The 17,422-nt window shown below is 45.8% G+C and carries 15 protein-coding genes and 1 tRNA gene; 15 read left to right on the top strand and 1 reads right to left on the bottom strand.

Going from position 1 to position 17,422, the window contains the following annotated elements:
• Positions 1–39 precede the first annotated feature (39 nt).
• The gene (locus tag CVV44_12800; GenBank protein ID PKL38041.1) at positions 40–801 is read right to left on the bottom strand and encodes a hypothetical protein; all 762 of its coding nucleotides are present in this window, start codon (positions 799–801) and stop codon (positions 40–42) included.
• Between the two features lie 365 nt (positions 802–1,166).
• Between CVV44_12800 and CVV44_12805 the strand changes: the two genes are divergently transcribed.
• From CVV44_12805 to CVV44_12875, 15 genes are all read left to right on the top strand, one after another.
• A complete protein-coding gene (locus CVV44_12805; protein PKL38042.1) occupies positions 1,167–2,837 on the top strand; it encodes a hypothetical protein in 1,671 nt (556 codons plus the stop codon).
• Between the two features lie 72 nt (positions 2,838–2,909).
• Positions 2,910–2,983, top strand: a tRNA-Val gene (locus tag CVV44_12810).
• 30 nt (positions 2,984–3,013) lie between these two features.
• Positions 3,014–4,933, top strand: a complete 1,920-nt coding sequence (locus tag CVV44_12815; protein ID PKL38043.1) for a threonine--tRNA ligase — start codon at positions 3,014–3,016, stop codon at positions 4,931–4,933.
• Positions 4,934–5,184: 251 nt separating this feature from the next.
• A complete protein-coding gene (locus CVV44_12820; protein ID PKL38044.1) occupies positions 5,185–5,739 on the top strand; it encodes a translation initiation factor IF-3 in 555 nt (184 codons plus the stop codon).
• 33 nt (positions 5,740–5,772) lie between these two features.
• Positions 5,773–5,970 (top strand): 50S ribosomal protein L35, encoded by a 198-nt coding sequence (locus tag CVV44_12825; GenBank protein ID PKL38045.1) that lies wholly within the window; start codon positions 5,773–5,775, stop codon positions 5,968–5,970.
• 177 nt (positions 5,971–6,147) lie between these two features.
• On the top strand, positions 6,148–6,504 hold the full coding sequence (locus CVV44_12830) for a 50S ribosomal protein L20 (GenBank protein PKL38046.1): 357 nt from the start codon (positions 6,148–6,150) through the stop codon (positions 6,502–6,504).
• Between the two features lie 16 nt (positions 6,505–6,520).
• Positions 6,521–7,438 (top strand): hypothetical protein, encoded by a 918-nt coding sequence (locus CVV44_12835; protein ID PKL38047.1) that lies wholly within the window; start codon positions 6,521–6,523, stop codon positions 7,436–7,438.
• Between the two features lie 246 nt (positions 7,439–7,684).
• Complete coding sequence (locus tag CVV44_12840; GenBank protein ID PKL38048.1) at positions 7,685–8,446, top strand: hypothetical protein; 762 nt, start codon at positions 7,685–7,687, stop codon at positions 8,444–8,446.
• Positions 8,447–8,481: 35 nt separating this feature from the next.
• Positions 8,482–8,814, top strand: a complete 333-nt coding sequence (locus CVV44_12845; GenBank protein ID PKL38049.1) for a cell division protein ZapA — start codon at positions 8,482–8,484, stop codon at positions 8,812–8,814.
• Positions 8,815–8,904: 90 nt separating this feature from the next.
• Complete coding sequence (locus tag CVV44_12850; protein PKL38050.1) at positions 8,905–9,474, top strand: hypothetical protein; 570 nt, start codon at positions 8,905–8,907, stop codon at positions 9,472–9,474.
• Between the two features lie 13 nt (positions 9,475–9,487).
• Positions 9,488–11,464 carry a hypothetical protein gene (locus CVV44_12855; GenBank protein PKL38051.1) on the top strand — a complete coding sequence of 659 codons (1,977 nt, stop codon included), beginning with the start codon at positions 9,488–9,490 and terminating at the stop codon, positions 11,462–11,464.
• 242 nt (positions 11,465–11,706) lie between these two features.
• Positions 11,707–12,255 (top strand): chemotaxis protein CheW, encoded by a 549-nt coding sequence (locus CVV44_12860; GenBank protein ID PKL38052.1) that lies wholly within the window; start codon positions 11,707–11,709, stop codon positions 12,253–12,255.
• 91 nt (positions 12,256–12,346) lie between these two features.
• On the top strand, positions 12,347–15,640 hold the full coding sequence (locus tag CVV44_12865) for a hypothetical protein (GenBank protein PKL38053.1): 3,294 nt from the start codon (positions 12,347–12,349) through the stop codon (positions 15,638–15,640).
• On the top strand, positions 15,633–16,706 hold the full coding sequence (locus CVV44_12870; protein ID PKL38054.1) for a chemotaxis response regulator protein-glutamate methylesterase: 1,074 nt from the start codon (positions 15,633–15,635) through the stop codon (positions 16,704–16,706). Before CVV44_12865 ends, CVV44_12870 begins: the two co-directional genes overlap by 8 nt.
• A 169-nt stretch (positions 16,707–16,875) precedes the next feature.
• Entirely contained in the window at positions 16,876–17,235 is a 360-nt protein-coding gene (locus tag CVV44_12875; protein ID PKL38055.1) for a two-component system response regulator, read from the top strand.
• The last annotated feature ends 187 nt before the right edge of the window (positions 17,236–17,422 follow it).

Here is a 17,422-nt window from a genome sequence, read left to right on the forward strand (position 1 = left end):
TTACATGGGGTTTAATAGCGAAAGAGTCAAGTATTTTCTTTATCCCATCATCTTTTGGACCAATTCCAGTGTGGCTCTGGTCTGGGGATCGAACATGCATTTGAATCCATCCTGCCAGTTCTCGTTTTTCAGTCGCTGTCTCATCCTCTCTTCCATGGGGCGTCTCAGTGATACCTTCAGCAGGGAGAAAGCCCTGGCAGGATTGTCTATCCAGGTCGTAACAATCTGTTTGGCCCTGGCGATGAGTTGATCTTCTTCAACTATCTCGTCGACTATGCCCAGTTCCTTGGCCTTTTCCACGCCGAAACGCTCACCGAAGTACATGATATCGCGGTACATTCTGTCGCTGTCGAGGCCGAAACGCATGATTTCGGTCTGGACAATGGACAGTCCCAGGCCGATTTTTATCTCTGTCATGCCGAGCTGGATTTTCGGATGGTTTTTTACTATACGGTAATCACATGCCATGGAAAGGATCATGCCGCCGGCCATGGCTGCGCCGTTTATGGCAGCTATTACCGGTTTTCTGCACATGAAGAAATCAATGAATACGTCCTCGGCCTCTTCAAAAAAAGCCACTGCTTCCTTAAGGTCCTTAAAACCGAGAAACATGGGGAGGTCGAAACCGGAGCTGAATACCTTTCCAGCGCCGGTTAGAACGAGCCCTTTTATGGAGTCATCTTCGTTGACTTTTTTTACCATGGCTCTCAGCTGTTGTACTGATTCATGGGTTATGGAGTTGAACTTTCCATGCTCGAAACTGGCAATAAGTATATTGTCCTCAATTCTTTCTGTAATCATGATCCTTCTCCTCTGTATGTTTTACAATTACGGTCGTCCCCTGCAGGAGGGATGCAAGTCCCGCTTTTTTTATGGATACCCGTGAGTATATTCACTGGTACTCAATATGGCACATGATGAAATTAGACAAGAAAAAAATAATCATTAATAAGGAACGGATTGAAAAAAAAGCTTTTCACGCGTATTTTTTTGTTTTAATAATATAGAGAAGACATTATAATTTAAATTTTAGATGATCATTGAAGAAAAAGAGTATATTTGTCTGCACGGTATTTCGAGATTAAATACAGGCAAAGTTATAAATAAGCATGAGGCATCTCGATAGTTTTCCCGAGGAGGGATTATTCCGGTTAGAATAATAGAATATGGAAAATAAAAACAAAGATAAAATAGAAGAAATTGGGAACGTAGTCCAGGCCATTATTCAGACGGCGCTGGATGTAAACCGCCACTCACACACGAGGAAGGAAATCACAGCGGATAGCCTTGAACTGGTGCGCTCCCTTATTGACCGTAACAAACTGCTCAAGGAGAAATATGAAAAGGTATACACGAACTTCCGGGTTTCCCTGGAGAGTATCGTGGATAATTCCGAACAGCTCGACAGGAACGTTCAGTATTTCTCCGAGATAATTGAAACTATAAACAATATCAAAGCAACGCTCAATACACTGGAAGGGGAGATCAATAAACTCACTTCCATTGCCATAGACATCCGCAACGATACGGACGAGATATTTACCCTGGCCCTGAATGCCTCAATCGTATCGAGCAAGTACGCCCACACATCGGGTGTTTTCGATATTCTCGCCAACAAGCTCAACGAGATGTCTAATTTCATCAATCAGAACCTGGCCAGCATTATGGCCGTGGTCACTCCCATTACCGAAGGCATAGTCAAGCTTATATCCAATAACGAAAAGGTTCTCGACGATATCGAAAGCGGATATCTCAGTTTTATCGGGTTTAATGATATTCTCGGTAAACAGAAGGATTCCATCGATCAGCTGGTATCGCGGGCCGCTGACTCGGGCGGTCAGATCGATGAGCAAAAGGTAATGCTTTCTGAACTGGACGGTAAAATATCGCAGATGGATGAGGATGCCGTGGGTGCTATTAACGGATCAGCCAACGTGGCCAAGACCGGTGAGGGGCTCAATTCCTCGGTAAAAAATACACTTGAGCTTATCGGGAAGGAAAAGCAGTACGGCGGCGCCATATCGAGTATAATGGACCAGGCCGCAATGGTGTGGCAGACGGCCCAGGATGTCAATGCCAGGTCCAGGAGTCAGCTTGATTTTTCCCTGAGCAGCGTGGAGTTTTGCGACAGTCTCATCGATGAGTCGTCAACGCTCAGGGAAATGACGGAAATTCTGAGCAACCAGGCCGCGGAGAGCAATAATATAGCCGGATATCTTTCCAATAATCTCGGGGAGCTGAGTATGCAGCTCAACGAGATCGAAAAAAATCTGGGAGATTCCAACGGTACCATTCACAAGTTCAATGAGGACTACGGCGAGATCGACAATATCGTGAAATTTCTCAAGAACATCCTCAATTCCATGAACGTCATCGGCATGATGTCGCGCATCGAGTCTGCGCGGAAACCCGATGAGTTCAGCCAGTTCATGACCATCTCCGAGAATATCAGTGAACTGCAGAACCATATCCACAATAATATCCCCAATATTGAGGATAACATAAACAGTACCCATGATCTTATAAAGAATGTTAATGACTTTTTCGAATCCATATCCTCTAAATTTTTTGTTATTGCCGAGAGCACAAAGAATATCATCGACAAGCTGGGAGAAATAACCGCTATCAGCTCCGAGTCGCAGGATTTCAGCAGGGAAATACTGGAAAATTCCACGGAACAGGTGAAAAATGTGACGGGTCTCAGGGAGTCTCTCATGGGGCTTACGGAGGTTGTTAAAAAGCCCATTGAGGGATCAGCGGCCAATATTGATCGGGGAAAAACCATTGAAGAGATATGCCTGGGGATATTCCAGGAAGAAACCGTAAAAAGTAGTTGACAATATCACCTTCCAAAAAATATTTACATTTGATCAAGTCGGTAAATACTCATCTTGTATCTACTACAAATAGGGCGATTAGCTCAGCTGGTTAGAGTGCCTGCTCGACATGCAGGAGGTCACTGGTTCGATTCCAGTATCGCCCAATTTGCACTTTATTAAACCTGGTAAAAACAATGGGCAATCAGATTAAAATTTCTCTCCCCGACGGTTCTCAGATAGAGTCGGAGAAGGGAAATAGTGTTTATGATATTATTGGTACAATAGGCAAGGGACTCCAGGCCGCAGCTCTTGCGGCCGAGATAAACGGTGAAAAGGTTGACCTTGCCGCACCGGTAAACGGCGATGCGCAGATGAACGTTATCACCTTCACCTCTGAAGGAGGGAAGGATATATTCTGGCACTCGGCCTCGCACCTCATGGCCCAGGCCATTAAGAGGCTGTATCCCGAGGCAAAATTTGCCATCGGTCCCGCCATTGAATCGGGTTTCTATTATGATATCGACGTTGCCGTCAACTTTACGCCCGAGGACCTGGAAAAAATTGAAGGCGAAATGCAGAAGATCGTTGATGAGGCCCTTGAGATCAGGCGCGAGATTATTTCTCGCCAGGAGGCCCTGAAACTCTTCGGTGATATGGGCGAGACATACAAGGTGGAGATGATTGGTGAGTTTTCCGATGATACTGTCTCCATGTACCGCCAGGGTGAGTTCGTCGATCTTTGCCGCGGTCCCCATCTCCGCAATACCTCGCAGATAAAGGCCTTCAAGCTTGTTGCCATTGCCGGCGCATACTGGCGCGGCGATGAAAAAAATAAAATGCTTCAGCGTATTTACGGCATCGCCTTCCCCGACAAGAAAGAACTGAAGAAGCACCTGGAACTCATTGAGGAAGCTAAAAAGCGTGATCACCGCAGGCTCGGGAAAGAGCTGGATCTCTTTTCCTTCAGCAACGATGTGGGCGCCGGTCTTCCCCTGTGGCATCCCAATGGGGCCATTCTTCGTTTTGTGATTGATAAATTCGAAACCATGGAACACCTGAAGAGGGGATACAAACTTTACGGTGTCCCTCATATAGCCCGTTCGAATCTCTATGAAACGTCGGGGCACCTTGGTTTCTATACCGAGAACATGTATTCTCCCATCCAGATCGACGGTCAGGATTATTATCTCAAGCCCATGAACTGCCCGTCGCAGATACAGATATTCAACAGTTCCATGAAGAGCTACCGGGATCTTCCCTACAGGGCTTTCGAGATGGGCACCGTGTACCGCTATGAGCGGTCCGGCGTACTTCATGGACTCACCCGGGTCAGGGGATTTACCCAGGACGATGCCCATATCTTCTGCCGCGAGGACCAGATAGAGGATGAAATTCGCAATGTGCTTGAATTTACCCTGGAGATGCTGGCTGTTTTTGGCTTCCAGGAAAAGAGTATTTATCTCTCAACGCGACCGGAAAAATCCGTGGGCACCGATGCCAACTGGGAAGTGGCTACAAATGCACTGAGAAGCGCCCTGGAGAAGAATTCAATCAAGTACACGCTCGATCCCGGAGAAGGTGTCTTCTACGGTCCCAAAATCGATATCAAGATCAGGGACGCCATTGGACGCGAGTGGCAGTGCAGCACCATTCAGGTGGATTTTAACCTCCCGGAGCGATTTGATATCTCATACATCGGTTCCGATGGCCAGAAGCACCGGCCCATCATGATTCACCGTGCACTTCTGGGATCGCTGGAGCGGTTTATCGGTATACTGATCGAGCACTACAGCGGGAAATTCCCTCTCTGGCTGGCTCCTATTCAGGTGATCCTGGCATCCCTGTCGGAGGAACAGGCGGAATACATAGAAACCCTGAAAAACAGGCTGCTTCTTGAAGAGCTTCGTCCCGAAATTGACATAAGAAATGAATCCATAGGATATAAAATCAGGGAAGCCATTGCAAAGAAGGTTCCTTTTATCGCTGTTGTGGGCAAGAAAGAGGCAGAAGAGGGAACGGTTTCCGTTCGTCGACGCGGGGAAAATAAATCGGAAAACATGCAGCTTGATGATTTCATATCACTGTTAAAGACTGAAATACGTGAAAAAAAATAGGTTAATCATAAAAAATACGATATTAAAAAATAAAATAATTGAATTTATATTACGATCCGTCAAATCTGTCCGGATATATGATATACTATGCCCTGTTATCCGGGTCCCCATTATTATCATGATCACATGTAAAAACTGTTTTGGAAAAAACAGGACCGAATGTGAGAATTTTTGTTGATTTTAACAACTATTAGCATTCAATCTGACTTTTAAGATGAAAAATTAAACGGAATGGGGGTATCCAGGAATATATGAAAAAAGCGAGAAGGCCTGAACCAAGCAGGTCTGAGGAATTCAGGACTAATGAGGAAATAAGGTCTGACAAAGTCCGGCTTGTTGGTGAAGAAGGATTAGAATCGGACGTAATTGACACAAAAGCAGCACTGGAGATGGCAAAAAGCAGAGAACTTGACTTGGTTGAAATATCACCGAATCAGGATCCTCCCATCGTTAAGATCGTTGATTATAGTAAATTCAAGTTTGAGCAGACCAAAAAAGCGCGGGAAGCGAAAAAGAAACAGAAAATCATTCATATAAAAGAAATAAAGATGAGACCATCCATTGATTCCCATGATTTCGAACATAAGGTCAAGCATGCCAAGGAATTTCTGGAAAAAGGCGACAAGGTAAAATTTACTCTCATGTTCAGAGGCAGGGAAATGGTCCACTCCGAACTGGGATTTGAGGTTATGAAAAGAATACAGGAAAACCTCGATGAAATGGCTCTCGTGGAAAAGAATGCGTCCCAGGAAGGGCGGAATATAACCATGGTTATGAGTCTCAAAGCGGGAATTAAGAAAAAATAAGGTACAGACAAAGGAAATAGAGGAGTTTGAGCAATGCCGAAACTTAAGACCAACAGCGGAGCAAAAAAGCGATTCAAGCTTTCTAAAACCGGCAAGGTAATCCGGGCCAAGGGATTTAAAAGTCACCTCCTGGAGAGCAAGAGTTCCAAAAGGAAAAGAGGTCTTCGCGGAACAACGGTAGTAAGTGAATCCGAAACGAGGCGCGTTAAGCGCATGATGCCCTACGCATAGATTGCATTTATATCTTTGAAAATACATCGATTTCATGAACGCATCATCGTGTGATTGAATAATCATGCGATGGAGGAATACGAACCCCGGGATAAAAGCGAATCATAATGATTCCCCCCATGTTCTGTTCCCGGCCGGTGTTCATGGACGATATTTTAATAAACAGGATGGTTTACTATGGCACGAGCAACGACAGGCCGAATTCACCGCAGGCGGGCAAAAAAAATTCTGAAGGACGTGAAAGGCTTTATAGGCAGCCGCAGCACGCTTTACAGAACAGCTAAGGACGCACGCCGGAGAGCGTTAACGAATTCATACAAGGATCGCAGAAGGAAAAAAAGAGATATGCGCGCACTGTGGATTGTCAGGATCAGCGCCGCTGCAAAAATCTGCGATATGTCCTACAGCAAGCTTATAGGCGCGTTAAAGGCGTCGGGAGTTGTCATCAACCGGAAGATGCTGGCTGAACTGGCTGTTTCCGACATGAGCGCCTTTCAGAAAATTGTCGATAAAGTCAGGGGTAAAGCCGCATAACGGTCCCTCTCCGGCAATGAACATCAGAAGAAAACGGAAAATCAGCGCACTTGTAACGGCGCTGATTTTTTTATGCCCATGGGATAAATCCGCCGATGCACTGCCCCTTACCGATACAGTATATACCATAACAGAAGAAAATTTTGAATTTATTTTCAGGGAAGAAGTTCATCGGGTAAATGATTATTACCGGAAGGAAAGAATTGGCATGGGATTCGGCATCCTGCCCCGGTTTTCTTTCTGGCTCATGGCTGATTACCTGCACCGGGGCATTGCTGACACCCGCGAAGACGTCATGGGGGATATGCTTCTGAAGCTCTGGTATTATGCCGGAGACTATGCCGGAAATACGCTGCACCTGGGCTTCAAGCTGCAGTTCAGAATTCCTTCAGGCCCCGATGCATATGGCGGCGGTGATTGGAGCAGTCTGGCCCTGGGGCGCCATGAGCTTGAAGCGGGAGTTGCGGGCAAGTATGATATCCTTCCGTGGCTTTTTCTTCATTTCAATCTCGATTATATTTTTCGACAGGGGAATAATGAAAGCTTTTACGGTGGTTTTCACATCAATCCCGTGAGCGCCGATACGTATCGCACCCTGCTGGGCCTGAATCCCTTTGCCCGCGATGCATTTTTATCGGGCCCGAGGCTCAAAAATGATTTTATGAACCTGGCCTGCGCCCTGAATACCGATGGCATCTACCCTTTCATTCCCTATTTTGAGGCTTCATGGTCATTCCGTCTCTATAGAGGAAAAATAATGGAGGATGATATTCCCATGGAAGGGGGCGCTGTTGAACCATTTCTGCTCTCCCTGGGAGGGCGTTGGTTTTTTACCCGATCCTTCTATGTCGGGTTTTATGCCGTGGTGAATCCCGTCTGGAATGATAATTTTACAAAAGCCGTTTTCGGTATTGATATGGGTGTTGAATTTTAATATCAACACCCTGAAGTGTCCCCAGTTTCGTTGAAAATATCTACTTGACTTGATCTATTTCCTATGTATACTGGAATAAGGTGTGATGTCTCTTTGATGGAATTGATGCCTGGCAATAATTATTGTCAAAATTTGCATATATGACTTAAAGAGTTGTCCAAAGGAGCCGAATATAATAGTACCATATTGGTATTTATTATTATTTCAAACTTGTTTGTTTAGAAGAGTATCCTGGAGGTATATAACATGATAACTATGCAGCAACTGGAAGAACTGGAAAGCAGAGTAGTAAAGGCCCTGCAACTTATAGGGGATTTGAGATCGGAAAACGCCAAGCTGGAAAGCGATAATGAAAACCTGAAGGGCGAAGTCGAAGAAGTAAGGCTGAGCCTGGAAGAAAAAGAACAGGAAATAGCCAGGATCAAAAAGGAACTGGATGAGACTTCCAGGGAGTTGCGCGAAATCAAGGAGAAAGAGGAAGTCCTTGAGAAGAAGATTATTGCTCTTCTCGGCAAGCTCGATGTTCTGCATACCGGCGGTGCCATTCCCATTTCACCTTCACCTCGGGAAACGAGAGAGCCGGTCAGGGAAGCTCCGCGGGCAGCAGCAGTAAAACCAGCCCCGGTATCCAAACCTGTCGAGGACGAGATAATCATTACCGATGATGAACCGATAATCGAAGAAGTGGGTGAGGATGAAATCACGGTGGAAACCGTGGATGACTCCGATGAGATGACCCTTTCCGAAGGCGAAGAGGACATCATTATCATAGACGATGAAGAAACGGGTGCTGGTGATGACATTATCATTGAATCATCCCCGGGAGACGAGGATGATATCATCCTTCTCGACGATGATGAAGACGAAATAGTCATTGATGATGTTGATGAAGACACGATTATAATCGATGAGTCTGAACCGGGCGAAGAAGAGATAAAAGGAAAAAAGAGCAGCAAAGACGATTTTGATGATGATGAATTCCTTATCATAGAAGAAGATGACAAGTAGGATTATTCCGGCATCCCTTATGGGGAGGACAGGTCATGGAAACAAATAAAGTAAAGGTAAATATATTCGGACAAACCTACACCATCAAGGGTGATGCGCCTCCCGAATATATTCTCCAGCTTTCCGATTATGTAAACGGGAAAATGGAGGAAGTGAGCGCCAATATTGCCAATGCCAGTATGACGCAGGTGGCCATACTGGTGGCTCTCAATATCGCCGATGAGTATTTCCAGGTTAAAAAACTGAAAAGCGGGTTCGATAGCGCCGTGGAAGAAAAGGCGCAAAATCTTATATCGATGCTCGATGAAGGGCTGATCGGCGATATATTCTCCAGAAAAGACGCCATCATGCAGGAGCAGGAAAGATAATTACAGGCGCTGCTGATTTAGGCTCCTTCCCGGATCCGCAGGGGTTTTTATTCCCGAAAACCATTATAATCAGCGTGCGTAATACCGGTCATGAATGAATTCAGCCAAACCAGCGATGAGGACCTGGTAAAAATTTTCAGGGCAGGGGACGAAAAGGCCTTTAATGCATTGTATGCCCGTTATTATCAGAAACTATTCAAACTGATTTATTATTATGTGAGAGACACAGATCTTGTTGAAGATGTGCTCCATAATGTTTTCATCCGTGTTTTCCGGCATGTCCATACATTTAACCCTCAGAAATCATTTTCCGCATGGATCTATCAGATAGCCGTCAATTGCAGTAAAAATGAATTAAAGAAGCGCAAAAGGCATGATGACCTGGTCAGGCAGGCGGCCCTCGTCATCAGTGAAAAGGATGAGGCGGAACCGTCCCCCGAAGATGTAATCCTTACCCGCCATGACATACAGGCCTTCAGTGACGCGGTGAACAGTCTGAAAGAACGTTTTCGTGATGTTTTCCTGCTTCGTTTTGATCATAAAATGAAATACAGTGATATCGCTACGGTGCTGAAGTGCTCGGAGCGCACGGCGAAATGGAGAATGAAGAGGGCCGTGGAAAATATTGCGCTATTTTTAAGTGACCGTGGTATAATCTAGTGGATGGATTACTATGCATGATGACCTAATACAGTATGCCGCGTCAGCGGTGTCAAAGGGACGGCAGGGAACGTTAAATACGCATAAACTTACTGCCCTGCTCGAAAGAACTGAAGTGTTTGCACCGGCCCCTGCTCTGGATCCCCGGTATGCCCTGCAGCGCATTAAAACGGCAGCTGCCGGTGACAGGATGCGCCTTTCTCCCATGGACATGCTTCGCCGGTACGGAAAAGTCGGTATTCCGGCACTCGTGAGTGTAGCCATTGCTGCGGGTCTGACCTGGCATCTGATGCGCATCCCCGCCATGACCACGGTAATCACTGCCGCGGGAGGGAAAGTGCAGGTCTTTCAGGGCGGTCTTCTCTCGGAAACGCATTCCCCTATGCCGTTGCAGGAAGGTGCGGTGATCACAACTGAAACCGGGTCCGGCATCTCCCTGGAGACGGGAACGGGCTCGGGAGGGAAAATTTCGGTTCAAGCCGGTGAAAACAGCAGGTTTGTTTTAAGCCGCGCCGGGATATTGCAGGGAAAAATGTACTTCACCCTGACTCTGGAGAAGGGAAGCGTTGTCCTGCATGTGAACAGACTTGCCGCCGGGGATTCTGTGATGGTCAGAGCAGCCGATTCCATGGCCGAGGTGAAAGGGACCGTTTTCGGCGTTGCTGTCATGGATAACGGGGAAACGGTATACGAGGTTCTCCAGGGTAAAATAAGGATGAGCAGAAGGATCCCATCTGGTGTCAGCCTGGACAGTGAAATAACGGACAGGATAAAGTCGGAATTGATGAATCAATCGGTTATACTGGAAGAAAAACAGTCCTGCCGCATACGGGAAACCATTTCCCTTTACAGGGGTATGACGGAGGAGAATTTTACCGCGAGGATAGAAAAGATACAGAAACCCCGGGTAAAAAACACACCGATACAGGAAATGATACTTGGTCTTGCCATGACGAGTCCGTGGGAAAAACCTTTCCCGGTTATTGTCACCGACCGCATTGAAAAGTCATCGGTTCCGGTAAGGCAACAAACTCTCCAGGAGAAAACCGCCGGACTGCTGTCAGTAGATAAAATCGTGCCTTCATCTTTTATCATATACTCACGCTACGGGGATTCCCTCATCATGGCCGGGAGCAACGGTTATTTCGCGGCTGCCGGTTCCGGTGGTGCGCAATGGGACCTGGACCTGAAGAGGAGTATCCATATAAAACCTTTGCTTATGGCCGATTCTATGTATGTGGCTTCGGAAGACGGTGCGATCGTATCACTGGATATATTGAAAGGCTCCCTGCGATGGCAGAAACGGACTTTTTCATCACCGGACAGGACAGTAAAACTGGCAGGGGATGGCGACTCAGTGTATCTCCTTTCCAGCCGGGGAACGGTACTGCGGCTGAAAAAGGATGGAACCGAGATATGGCGCAACACGCTGGGAGAAGGGCCGGCGGCTCTCATTGTGACTCAGCATATGATTTTTGTACCGGGTAAAAACGGAATTATGGTGGGCTTTGATAAAAGAAAAGGCATCAAGGTGTTTAAAAGACAGTTTGACTCTATAATTACCATGGCTGTCAGTGGGGATTCCAGGATGTACCTGTTGACCGATACGGGCGCTGTCATCTGCTATGATTTCAAGAATGACGAAAAGTTATGGACTCTTGACCTTCATGAGCGCTCCCATGCTTCCATGCAGGTTGAAAAAGGATATCTCTATACTTTCAGCACCGCTGGGCGGATCAGTAAAATCAGCAACCATGGTGAAATTCTATGGAGTTCCCAGGTGCGAAATGTCATCTCCCGCGACCCTGTTTTTGATGAAAGGAGGATATATATTCTCTGCGATCAGAGTTTTTACGTCCTGAAAAAGGATAATGGCCTCATAGTATGGTCCATGGTTTCACCGCCCGTACTCACCGGAAATATCACCCTCTCGGAAAATAATATATACTTTGCCGCCCGTAAAAAGGGAGTTGTTATTTTAAAAAAATAAACCGATATTTTAAAATGATAATGCCATTAAAAAAAGGGTTGAAATATGGCAAAAAATTTTTAGTATTAAATAAAAGTGTGCATTTTTATACTACTGAAATGGCACTTTTCCCGGTTTTGTCCCGGATACATGGCCGTGTGGAAGTAGCAGAAAAGACAATTTTTTCATCATAAATATTTTTATATTTGGAAATTATTTTAAAGAATGAGATAATTGATATAAATAACTTTCAGGATAGAAACATGGATATAAGAGAACTACTGAAAAAAGATAAGGAACAAAAGGAAAATGACCAGTCCATTGAAGTGGAGGAGGTGATCAGCGGTTCCAGTATTATCCAGCTGGTCAGTTTTGTCCTCGATGATGTGGAATATGGTGTTGATATCCTGGCGGTTCATGAGATATTACGTATTCCCGACATCACGCGTCTTCCCAACACCCCTCATTTTATCAAGGGTGTGATCAACCTGCGGGGGAATGTGATCCCCGTTGTGGATGTAAGAAAGCGTTTCGGTTATACCCAGGGAAAAATAACCGATCTGACGCGTATTATTGTCATTGAAACCAATGACAAACAGATAGGTCTTCTCGTTGACAATGTCCACCAGGTTGTGAGGATCCCCGTGAGTCACGTAGATCCTCCCTCGGAACTTATTGAAGGTGTATCCGATGAATTCATAACCGGTATCGGCCGCCTCAAGGACAGGCTTATAGTCATTCTGAATATCAGCAATATCATTTTTGAAGAAGAAGATGAAACGGCCCTTGTTCAGAGCGAATTGATGCGATAATCAGATTCGGATTGTAGAGATCCCTTCCGGGGATCTTTGCGGTTTCCATTGATGTAATAAAAAATTGTGAGAGCAAAAACGGAGTAAATGTATGACATTTTCCCTCGGCGAATATCAGGATATTTTTCTCGAAGAAGCGGATGAACAGCTTCAGGAATTAAATCAAAACCTGCTGGAACTGGAAAAAAATCCCGGCAACAGTGATATCATCAACAATATTTTCCGCGCAGCCCATTCTCTCAAGAGTTCTGCGGCTTTTGTGGGTCTCAACGATCTCAGTGATCTGGCTCACAAGATGGAAAATCTTCTGCAGGGCATACGGGACCAGACCATGGAAATAACCCCGCAGATTGTTGATGTAATATTCAAGTGTTTCGATGCCATCAATTCCGTCATTGAAACTGTTTCATCGGGTGAGGAACCGACGCAGGACCTGACCTGGATAATAGATGAAATAATTGCCGTTAGTGAACGCGGCCGCAAGGGAGAAAAAGCACAGGGCAAGAAGGAGACTGCGGGGAAGAAGGGTTCTCAGGTTGAGAATGCACCCAAAACCGTCCTTGATGCCGAAGACAGCAAGAGTATCCGCGATTATATCGAGCAGGGAAGTCTCTGCTTTGAAATAACCGTCACGATTGAATCGGGAGCACAGATGAAGTGGATCAAGGGCCAGCTTGTCATGAGTAACCTGGAAAAGCTTGGTCACGTGGTGAAAACCATCCCCTCACTGGAAGACCTCAGCGATGATAGTTCCGGCAATATATTCAAGATCATCCTGTGTACTGACAAGAATAAAAACGATATTATCAAATCCTGCAATATCGATCAAATAGCCGGCGTTGCTCTGAAAACCATAGGGATAGAACGCAAGGACGGCAAGCTGATGCTGAAATTCGGTTCACTCGAAGATGTGAATCTCGTCTCACAGGATGGAGCGGGTCCCATTGCAGCGGAAAAACCTGAAGCGATCGAAATTGCCGTGGAAGATGTTGTTGATGAATATGTAGAGCCCGATGCGGAAGATGAACCGATTGTAGCTGAAATAGAGAAGGATGAGCACAAGGGCCTGGATCGGGACGAGACCGATAAAAGACGGGGCCCCATCCTGAAAACGGTCAAGGTTTCTATCGATAAACTGGACCATCTCCTGAACAATGTGGGGGAACTGGTCATTGCCAATTCCGGTTTCTACCGCCTCTATGAAGAGCTCAGGAAGTTGAGCGGCGACAAATCCATTGTCAATGAATTTAAAAACAGAATGGAGCAGATGTCCCGAATCGCCAAAGACCTGCAGACCGGCATCATGAAAACCAGGATGGTGCCCATCGGGCAGGTTCTCACCAGGTTTAACAGGCTGGTCCGCGACCTTGCCAAGGAACATGGCAAAAAGATTGAACTCATTATCCAGGGAGAGGAGACTGAGCTGGATAAAAAAGTTATTGATGCGATCGGCGAACCACTGATGCACCTGATCCGGAATGCCATGGATCACGGCATTGAACTGCCTGAAGAACGGCGGAAGCTGGGTAAATCGGAAATAGCCCATGTCACTCTCAACGCGCACCAGGGAGGCAACCAGATATTCGTGGAAGTCAGTGACGACGGTCGCGGCCTTGATGCCGACCTGATAAAAAGAAAGGTTATAGAAAAAAATATGACAACCGCGGAAGCGCTGGCCAATATGGATAACAGCGATATCTACAACTTCATATTCGCTCCCGGTTTTTCAACGGCGAAAAAGGTAACGGACATTTCCGGGCGCGGCGTTGGAATGAATGTTGTGAAGGAAATAGTCAATGAGCTCAATGGAAACGTGAGCATAGAAACCGAGTTCGGTATGGGAACCCGTTTTGTCATGGCATTCCCGCTGACTCTAGCCATCATTCCGGCCATCATGACCAGGGTGCGGAAGGAAATGTTTGCCATTCCTCTTTCCGATGTTAACGAAACTATTAAAATATCACAGTCCGATATCACCACCATCGAGGGCCATGAGGTTATAAATCTGCGTGGTGAAATACTCTCACTGCTGCGTCTGAACCAGTTTGTTACAATGAAAAGTGCCCTTAAGCCCGACGATAAGATTCCTGTCGTTGTTGTGGCCTATGGGAACAGGAAAATAGGACTCATGGTGGATTTTCTCGAAGGGAAGCTGGAGATCGTTATCAAGTCCCTGGAACAGAATTATAAGACAGTGGAGGGTCTTGCCGGCGCTTCCATTCTCGGTGACGGGAGCATCTGTCTTATTCTTGACGTGGCAGCCATGATCAATAAAACCATCATTGATCAGGAAAAGATGTCACACCTTGACAGGGATGCCGTTCTTCGTTTCCGCGAGGCGGAAATCGAGGAAATGGATGAGATTGAGGATTATGTGCAGAAATCGTCAAAGCAGGTTGCCGTAAGGGAATCCGCTCTCCCGCCGCTGGATTTGGGCAAGGAACGGATCAGGAAGGATGAACCGCTGCCTTTTGAACCAACAACTGAGACGATCGGAAAAAAAGATATACCTCTTCCCGGGATAAGCATGGCCGGGAGTCCGGAAGTGGAGACAAAACCGGACTTTAAAGAACCTGAAAGCAGCAAGATAAAAGAAGAGCCCATACCGGAAGAGCTGATTGAAGATATGACTGATGAAGAAGAAGCTCATCCTGAAGAAGGGGAAGTGGAGGTTGAGGAAAAAGTCCACGCAGCCCTGGCTGATTTCAGAAAGGAGCTCAAGGATAATATACAGAGCACCATTGGCGGCGATCCCAATGCCCACATGATTTCCACCCTGGATATCGGGCCCGATGCGCTCCGGGAATTCCAGCTCATCGCCAACATCGGCGCTGCCAATGCCGCGGAATCGCTTTCTAAAATTCTCCAGAAGAGGATTGACCTTTCAATTCCGGAAGTAAATGTGTGGCCTACGGAAAAAATTCCGGAAAAAGTGGGGAACATCGACAGTGCCTATATTGGTGTCATGCTTCCCGTGGTAGGCGAGGCCCAGGGAACCATGCTGTTTATTATTGATGAAAATGTCGGTTTTGAACTGATTGATATGCTGTATGGTTCATCCTCGAAGGAATCAAAAATTCTTAACGAGGACGGCGAATCAGCCCTTATGGAGATAACGAATATTATCGGATCTTCGGTGCTCAACGTTTTTGCTGAGAAGACAGCCCTGGCAATAAAACCCGAGGTTCCAACCATAGTGCATGATTATATGCAATCTATCATGGACTCAATTCTCATTAAATATAATATGACCAGTGATTATGCCATTATAATGGATACGGCATTCTATTTTGAGAATGATCAGGTTATCGGAAATCTGCTTCTTCTGCCGGAAACGAATTCAATGAAACGGATGGTTGATAAGCTGAGGTCGACTCATGTCTAAGCAGATACGAGTCCTGGTTGTGGATGATTCTGCTCTTGTGAGAAAAATAACCACGGACATTCTTGAGAGTGATCCACAGATCAAGGTCATCGGTACCGCCAATAACGGAAAAACCGCCATATATAAGAATGAAGAATTGGATCCTGATGTTATTACCATGGACATCGAGATGCCCATACTGGATGGCCTGTCAGCACTGAAAGCCATCATAGAAACAAGACCAAAGCCGGTCATAATGATGAGCGTGCTGACACAGCATGGAGCAGATGCAACATTCAAGGCCCTTGATCTGGGTGCGGTTGATTTTATTCCTAAACCATCCTCGATGCTTTCCCTGTCCGTTGATGAAATCGGCGATCTTCTCATTACGAAAGTAAAATCCGTTGCCGGTATAACTGTCGCCAAAAGGGCACAGAAGAAGGACCCGGAAATAATGAAGATGGTCGGTCCCCAGTTGGAGGATGTCGTCAAGAACCGTGTTTTCGGCAAGGAGAGTAAAAGCCAGAAGGTTGTGGGAATAGGAACTTCCACGGGAGGCCCCTCGGCCCTTCTCCAGGTTTTTAAGGCCTTTCCTGAAAACTTTCCGGCGCCTGTCCTGGTCGTGCAGCATATGCCCGAGGGCTTTACCAAGGCTTTTGCAGATCGTCTGAACAGCAGTTCCTATCTGGATATAAAAGAGGCCGAAGATGGAGACAGGGCTCTGCCGGGCTGCGGGTTTATAGCGCCGGGACATTCTCACTTGCTCCTGGAAAAAAGACGCAATGACCTGGTTGTACGAGTAGTTAAAGGGGAAAAAGTGTCGGGTCATCGGCCATCAATAGATGTGCTTTTCAATTCGCTGGCTGAAACAGTGGGGAGAGAAACTGTTGCCGTCATCATGACCGGGATGGGGAAGGATGGTGCCGACGGCATAGGCTATATCAGAAAGAGCGGCGGTTATACTATTGCCCAGAATGAAGAAACTTCCGTGGTATTCGGTATGAACAGGGTTGCCGTGGAAAAGGGTGGAGTAAAAGAAGTGGTGCCTCTTTCCGATATTACAAAAAAAATTGTTGAACATATATAATAACGTGCTATGCTGAAGGGGCGCAGGGCATATATTGCTTTAAAAATTGAATGGTTCGGTCGATATTTTAATTGATTTTTATTACCATAACGGTTTAACTGGTATGGTAGAAAGATGTGATGAATAAATAGATTTTCTTCTTTTAGACAAAAATTTGTGGAGATAAAAAATGGCGAGAGTTTTAATCGTTGATGATGCAAAATTCATGAGAACGCTTGTCAAGGATGCGCTTGTTCCTGCGGGACATGAAATTGTTGGTGAAGCCGAAAACGGAAATGAAGCGGTAAATCTGTATAAAAAGCTGAAACCTGATCTTACAACCATGGATATTACCATGAGGGAGAAAGACGGGATTGAGGCTGCTGAGGAAATACTGACTTTTGATCCTGACGCACGGATAATTATGGTAACGGCTCTCGGACAGGAAAATCTGCTTACCAAGGCAATAAAGCTTGGTGTTAAGGATTTTGTTGTTAAACCATTTCCACCGGAAAGACTCCAGAAAGCCGCAGAGAAAGCCCTTTCATAAGTTTTATCTGATACATATAATGTGAAATCGCCAACCCCTCTTCCTGTTGAGACTGAAGAGGGGTTTTAATTTTCTGAGGATTTTTTTGATTACCTTTCGTGCTCTTATTGGGAGTCTTGGGCAACATTTGAAGTAAAGAAAAAAAGCTTTCCAGCAGAAATGTTATTGTAATTTTTGTGTATTTTTC

This window comes from Spirochaetae bacterium HGW-Spirochaetae-1, from assembly GCA_002839375.1.
Lineage (GTDB): Bacteria > Spirochaetota > UBA4802 > UBA4802 > UBA5550 > PGXY01.

Bases quoted from the DNA above. Each gene is read 5' to 3' on its own strand.
- CVV44_12800 (PKL38041.1), bottom strand. From the start codon at position 801: ATGATTACAGAAAGAATTGAGGACAATATACTTATTGCCAGTTTCGAG.
- CVV44_12825 (PKL38045.1), top strand. From the start codon at position 5,773: ATGCCGAAACTTAAGACCAACAGCGGAGCAAAAAAGCGATTCAAGCTT.
- CVV44_12870 (PKL38054.1), top strand. From the start codon at position 15,633: ATGTCTAAGCAGATACGAGTCCTGGTTGTGGATGATTCTGCTCTTGTG.
- CVV44_12855 (PKL38051.1), top strand. From the start codon at position 9,488: ATGCATGATGACCTAATACAGTATGCCGCGTCAGCGGTGTCAAAGGGA.
- CVV44_12865 (PKL38053.1), top strand. From the start codon at position 12,347: ATGACATTTTCCCTCGGCGAATATCAGGATATTTTTCTCGAAGAAGCG.
- CVV44_12820 (PKL38044.1), top strand. From the start codon at position 5,185: ATGAAAAAAGCGAGAAGGCCTGAACCAAGCAGGTCTGAGGAATTCAGG.
- CVV44_12815 (PKL38043.1), top strand. From the start codon at position 3,014: ATGGGCAATCAGATTAAAATTTCTCTCCCCGACGGTTCTCAGATAGAG.
- CVV44_12845 (PKL38049.1), top strand. From the start codon at position 8,482: ATGGAAACAAATAAAGTAAAGGTAAATATATTCGGACAAACCTACACC.
- CVV44_12875 (PKL38055.1), top strand. From the start codon at position 16,876: ATGGCGAGAGTTTTAATCGTTGATGATGCAAAATTCATGAGAACGCTT.
- CVV44_12830 (PKL38046.1), top strand. From the start codon at position 6,148: ATGGCACGAGCAACGACAGGCCGAATTCACCGCAGGCGGGCAAAAAAA.
- CVV44_12805 (PKL38042.1), top strand. From the start codon at position 1,167: ATGGAAAATAAAAACAAAGATAAAATAGAAGAAATTGGGAACGTAGTC.
- CVV44_12850 (PKL38050.1), top strand. From the start codon at position 8,905: ATGAATGAATTCAGCCAAACCAGCGATGAGGACCTGGTAAAAATTTTC.
- CVV44_12835 (PKL38047.1), top strand. From the start codon at position 6,521: ATGAACATCAGAAGAAAACGGAAAATCAGCGCACTTGTAACGGCGCTG.
- CVV44_12860 (PKL38052.1), top strand. From the start codon at position 11,707: ATGGATATAAGAGAACTACTGAAAAAAGATAAGGAACAAAAGGAAAAT.
- CVV44_12840 (PKL38048.1), top strand. From the start codon at position 7,685: ATGATAACTATGCAGCAACTGGAAGAACTGGAAAGCAGAGTAGTAAAG.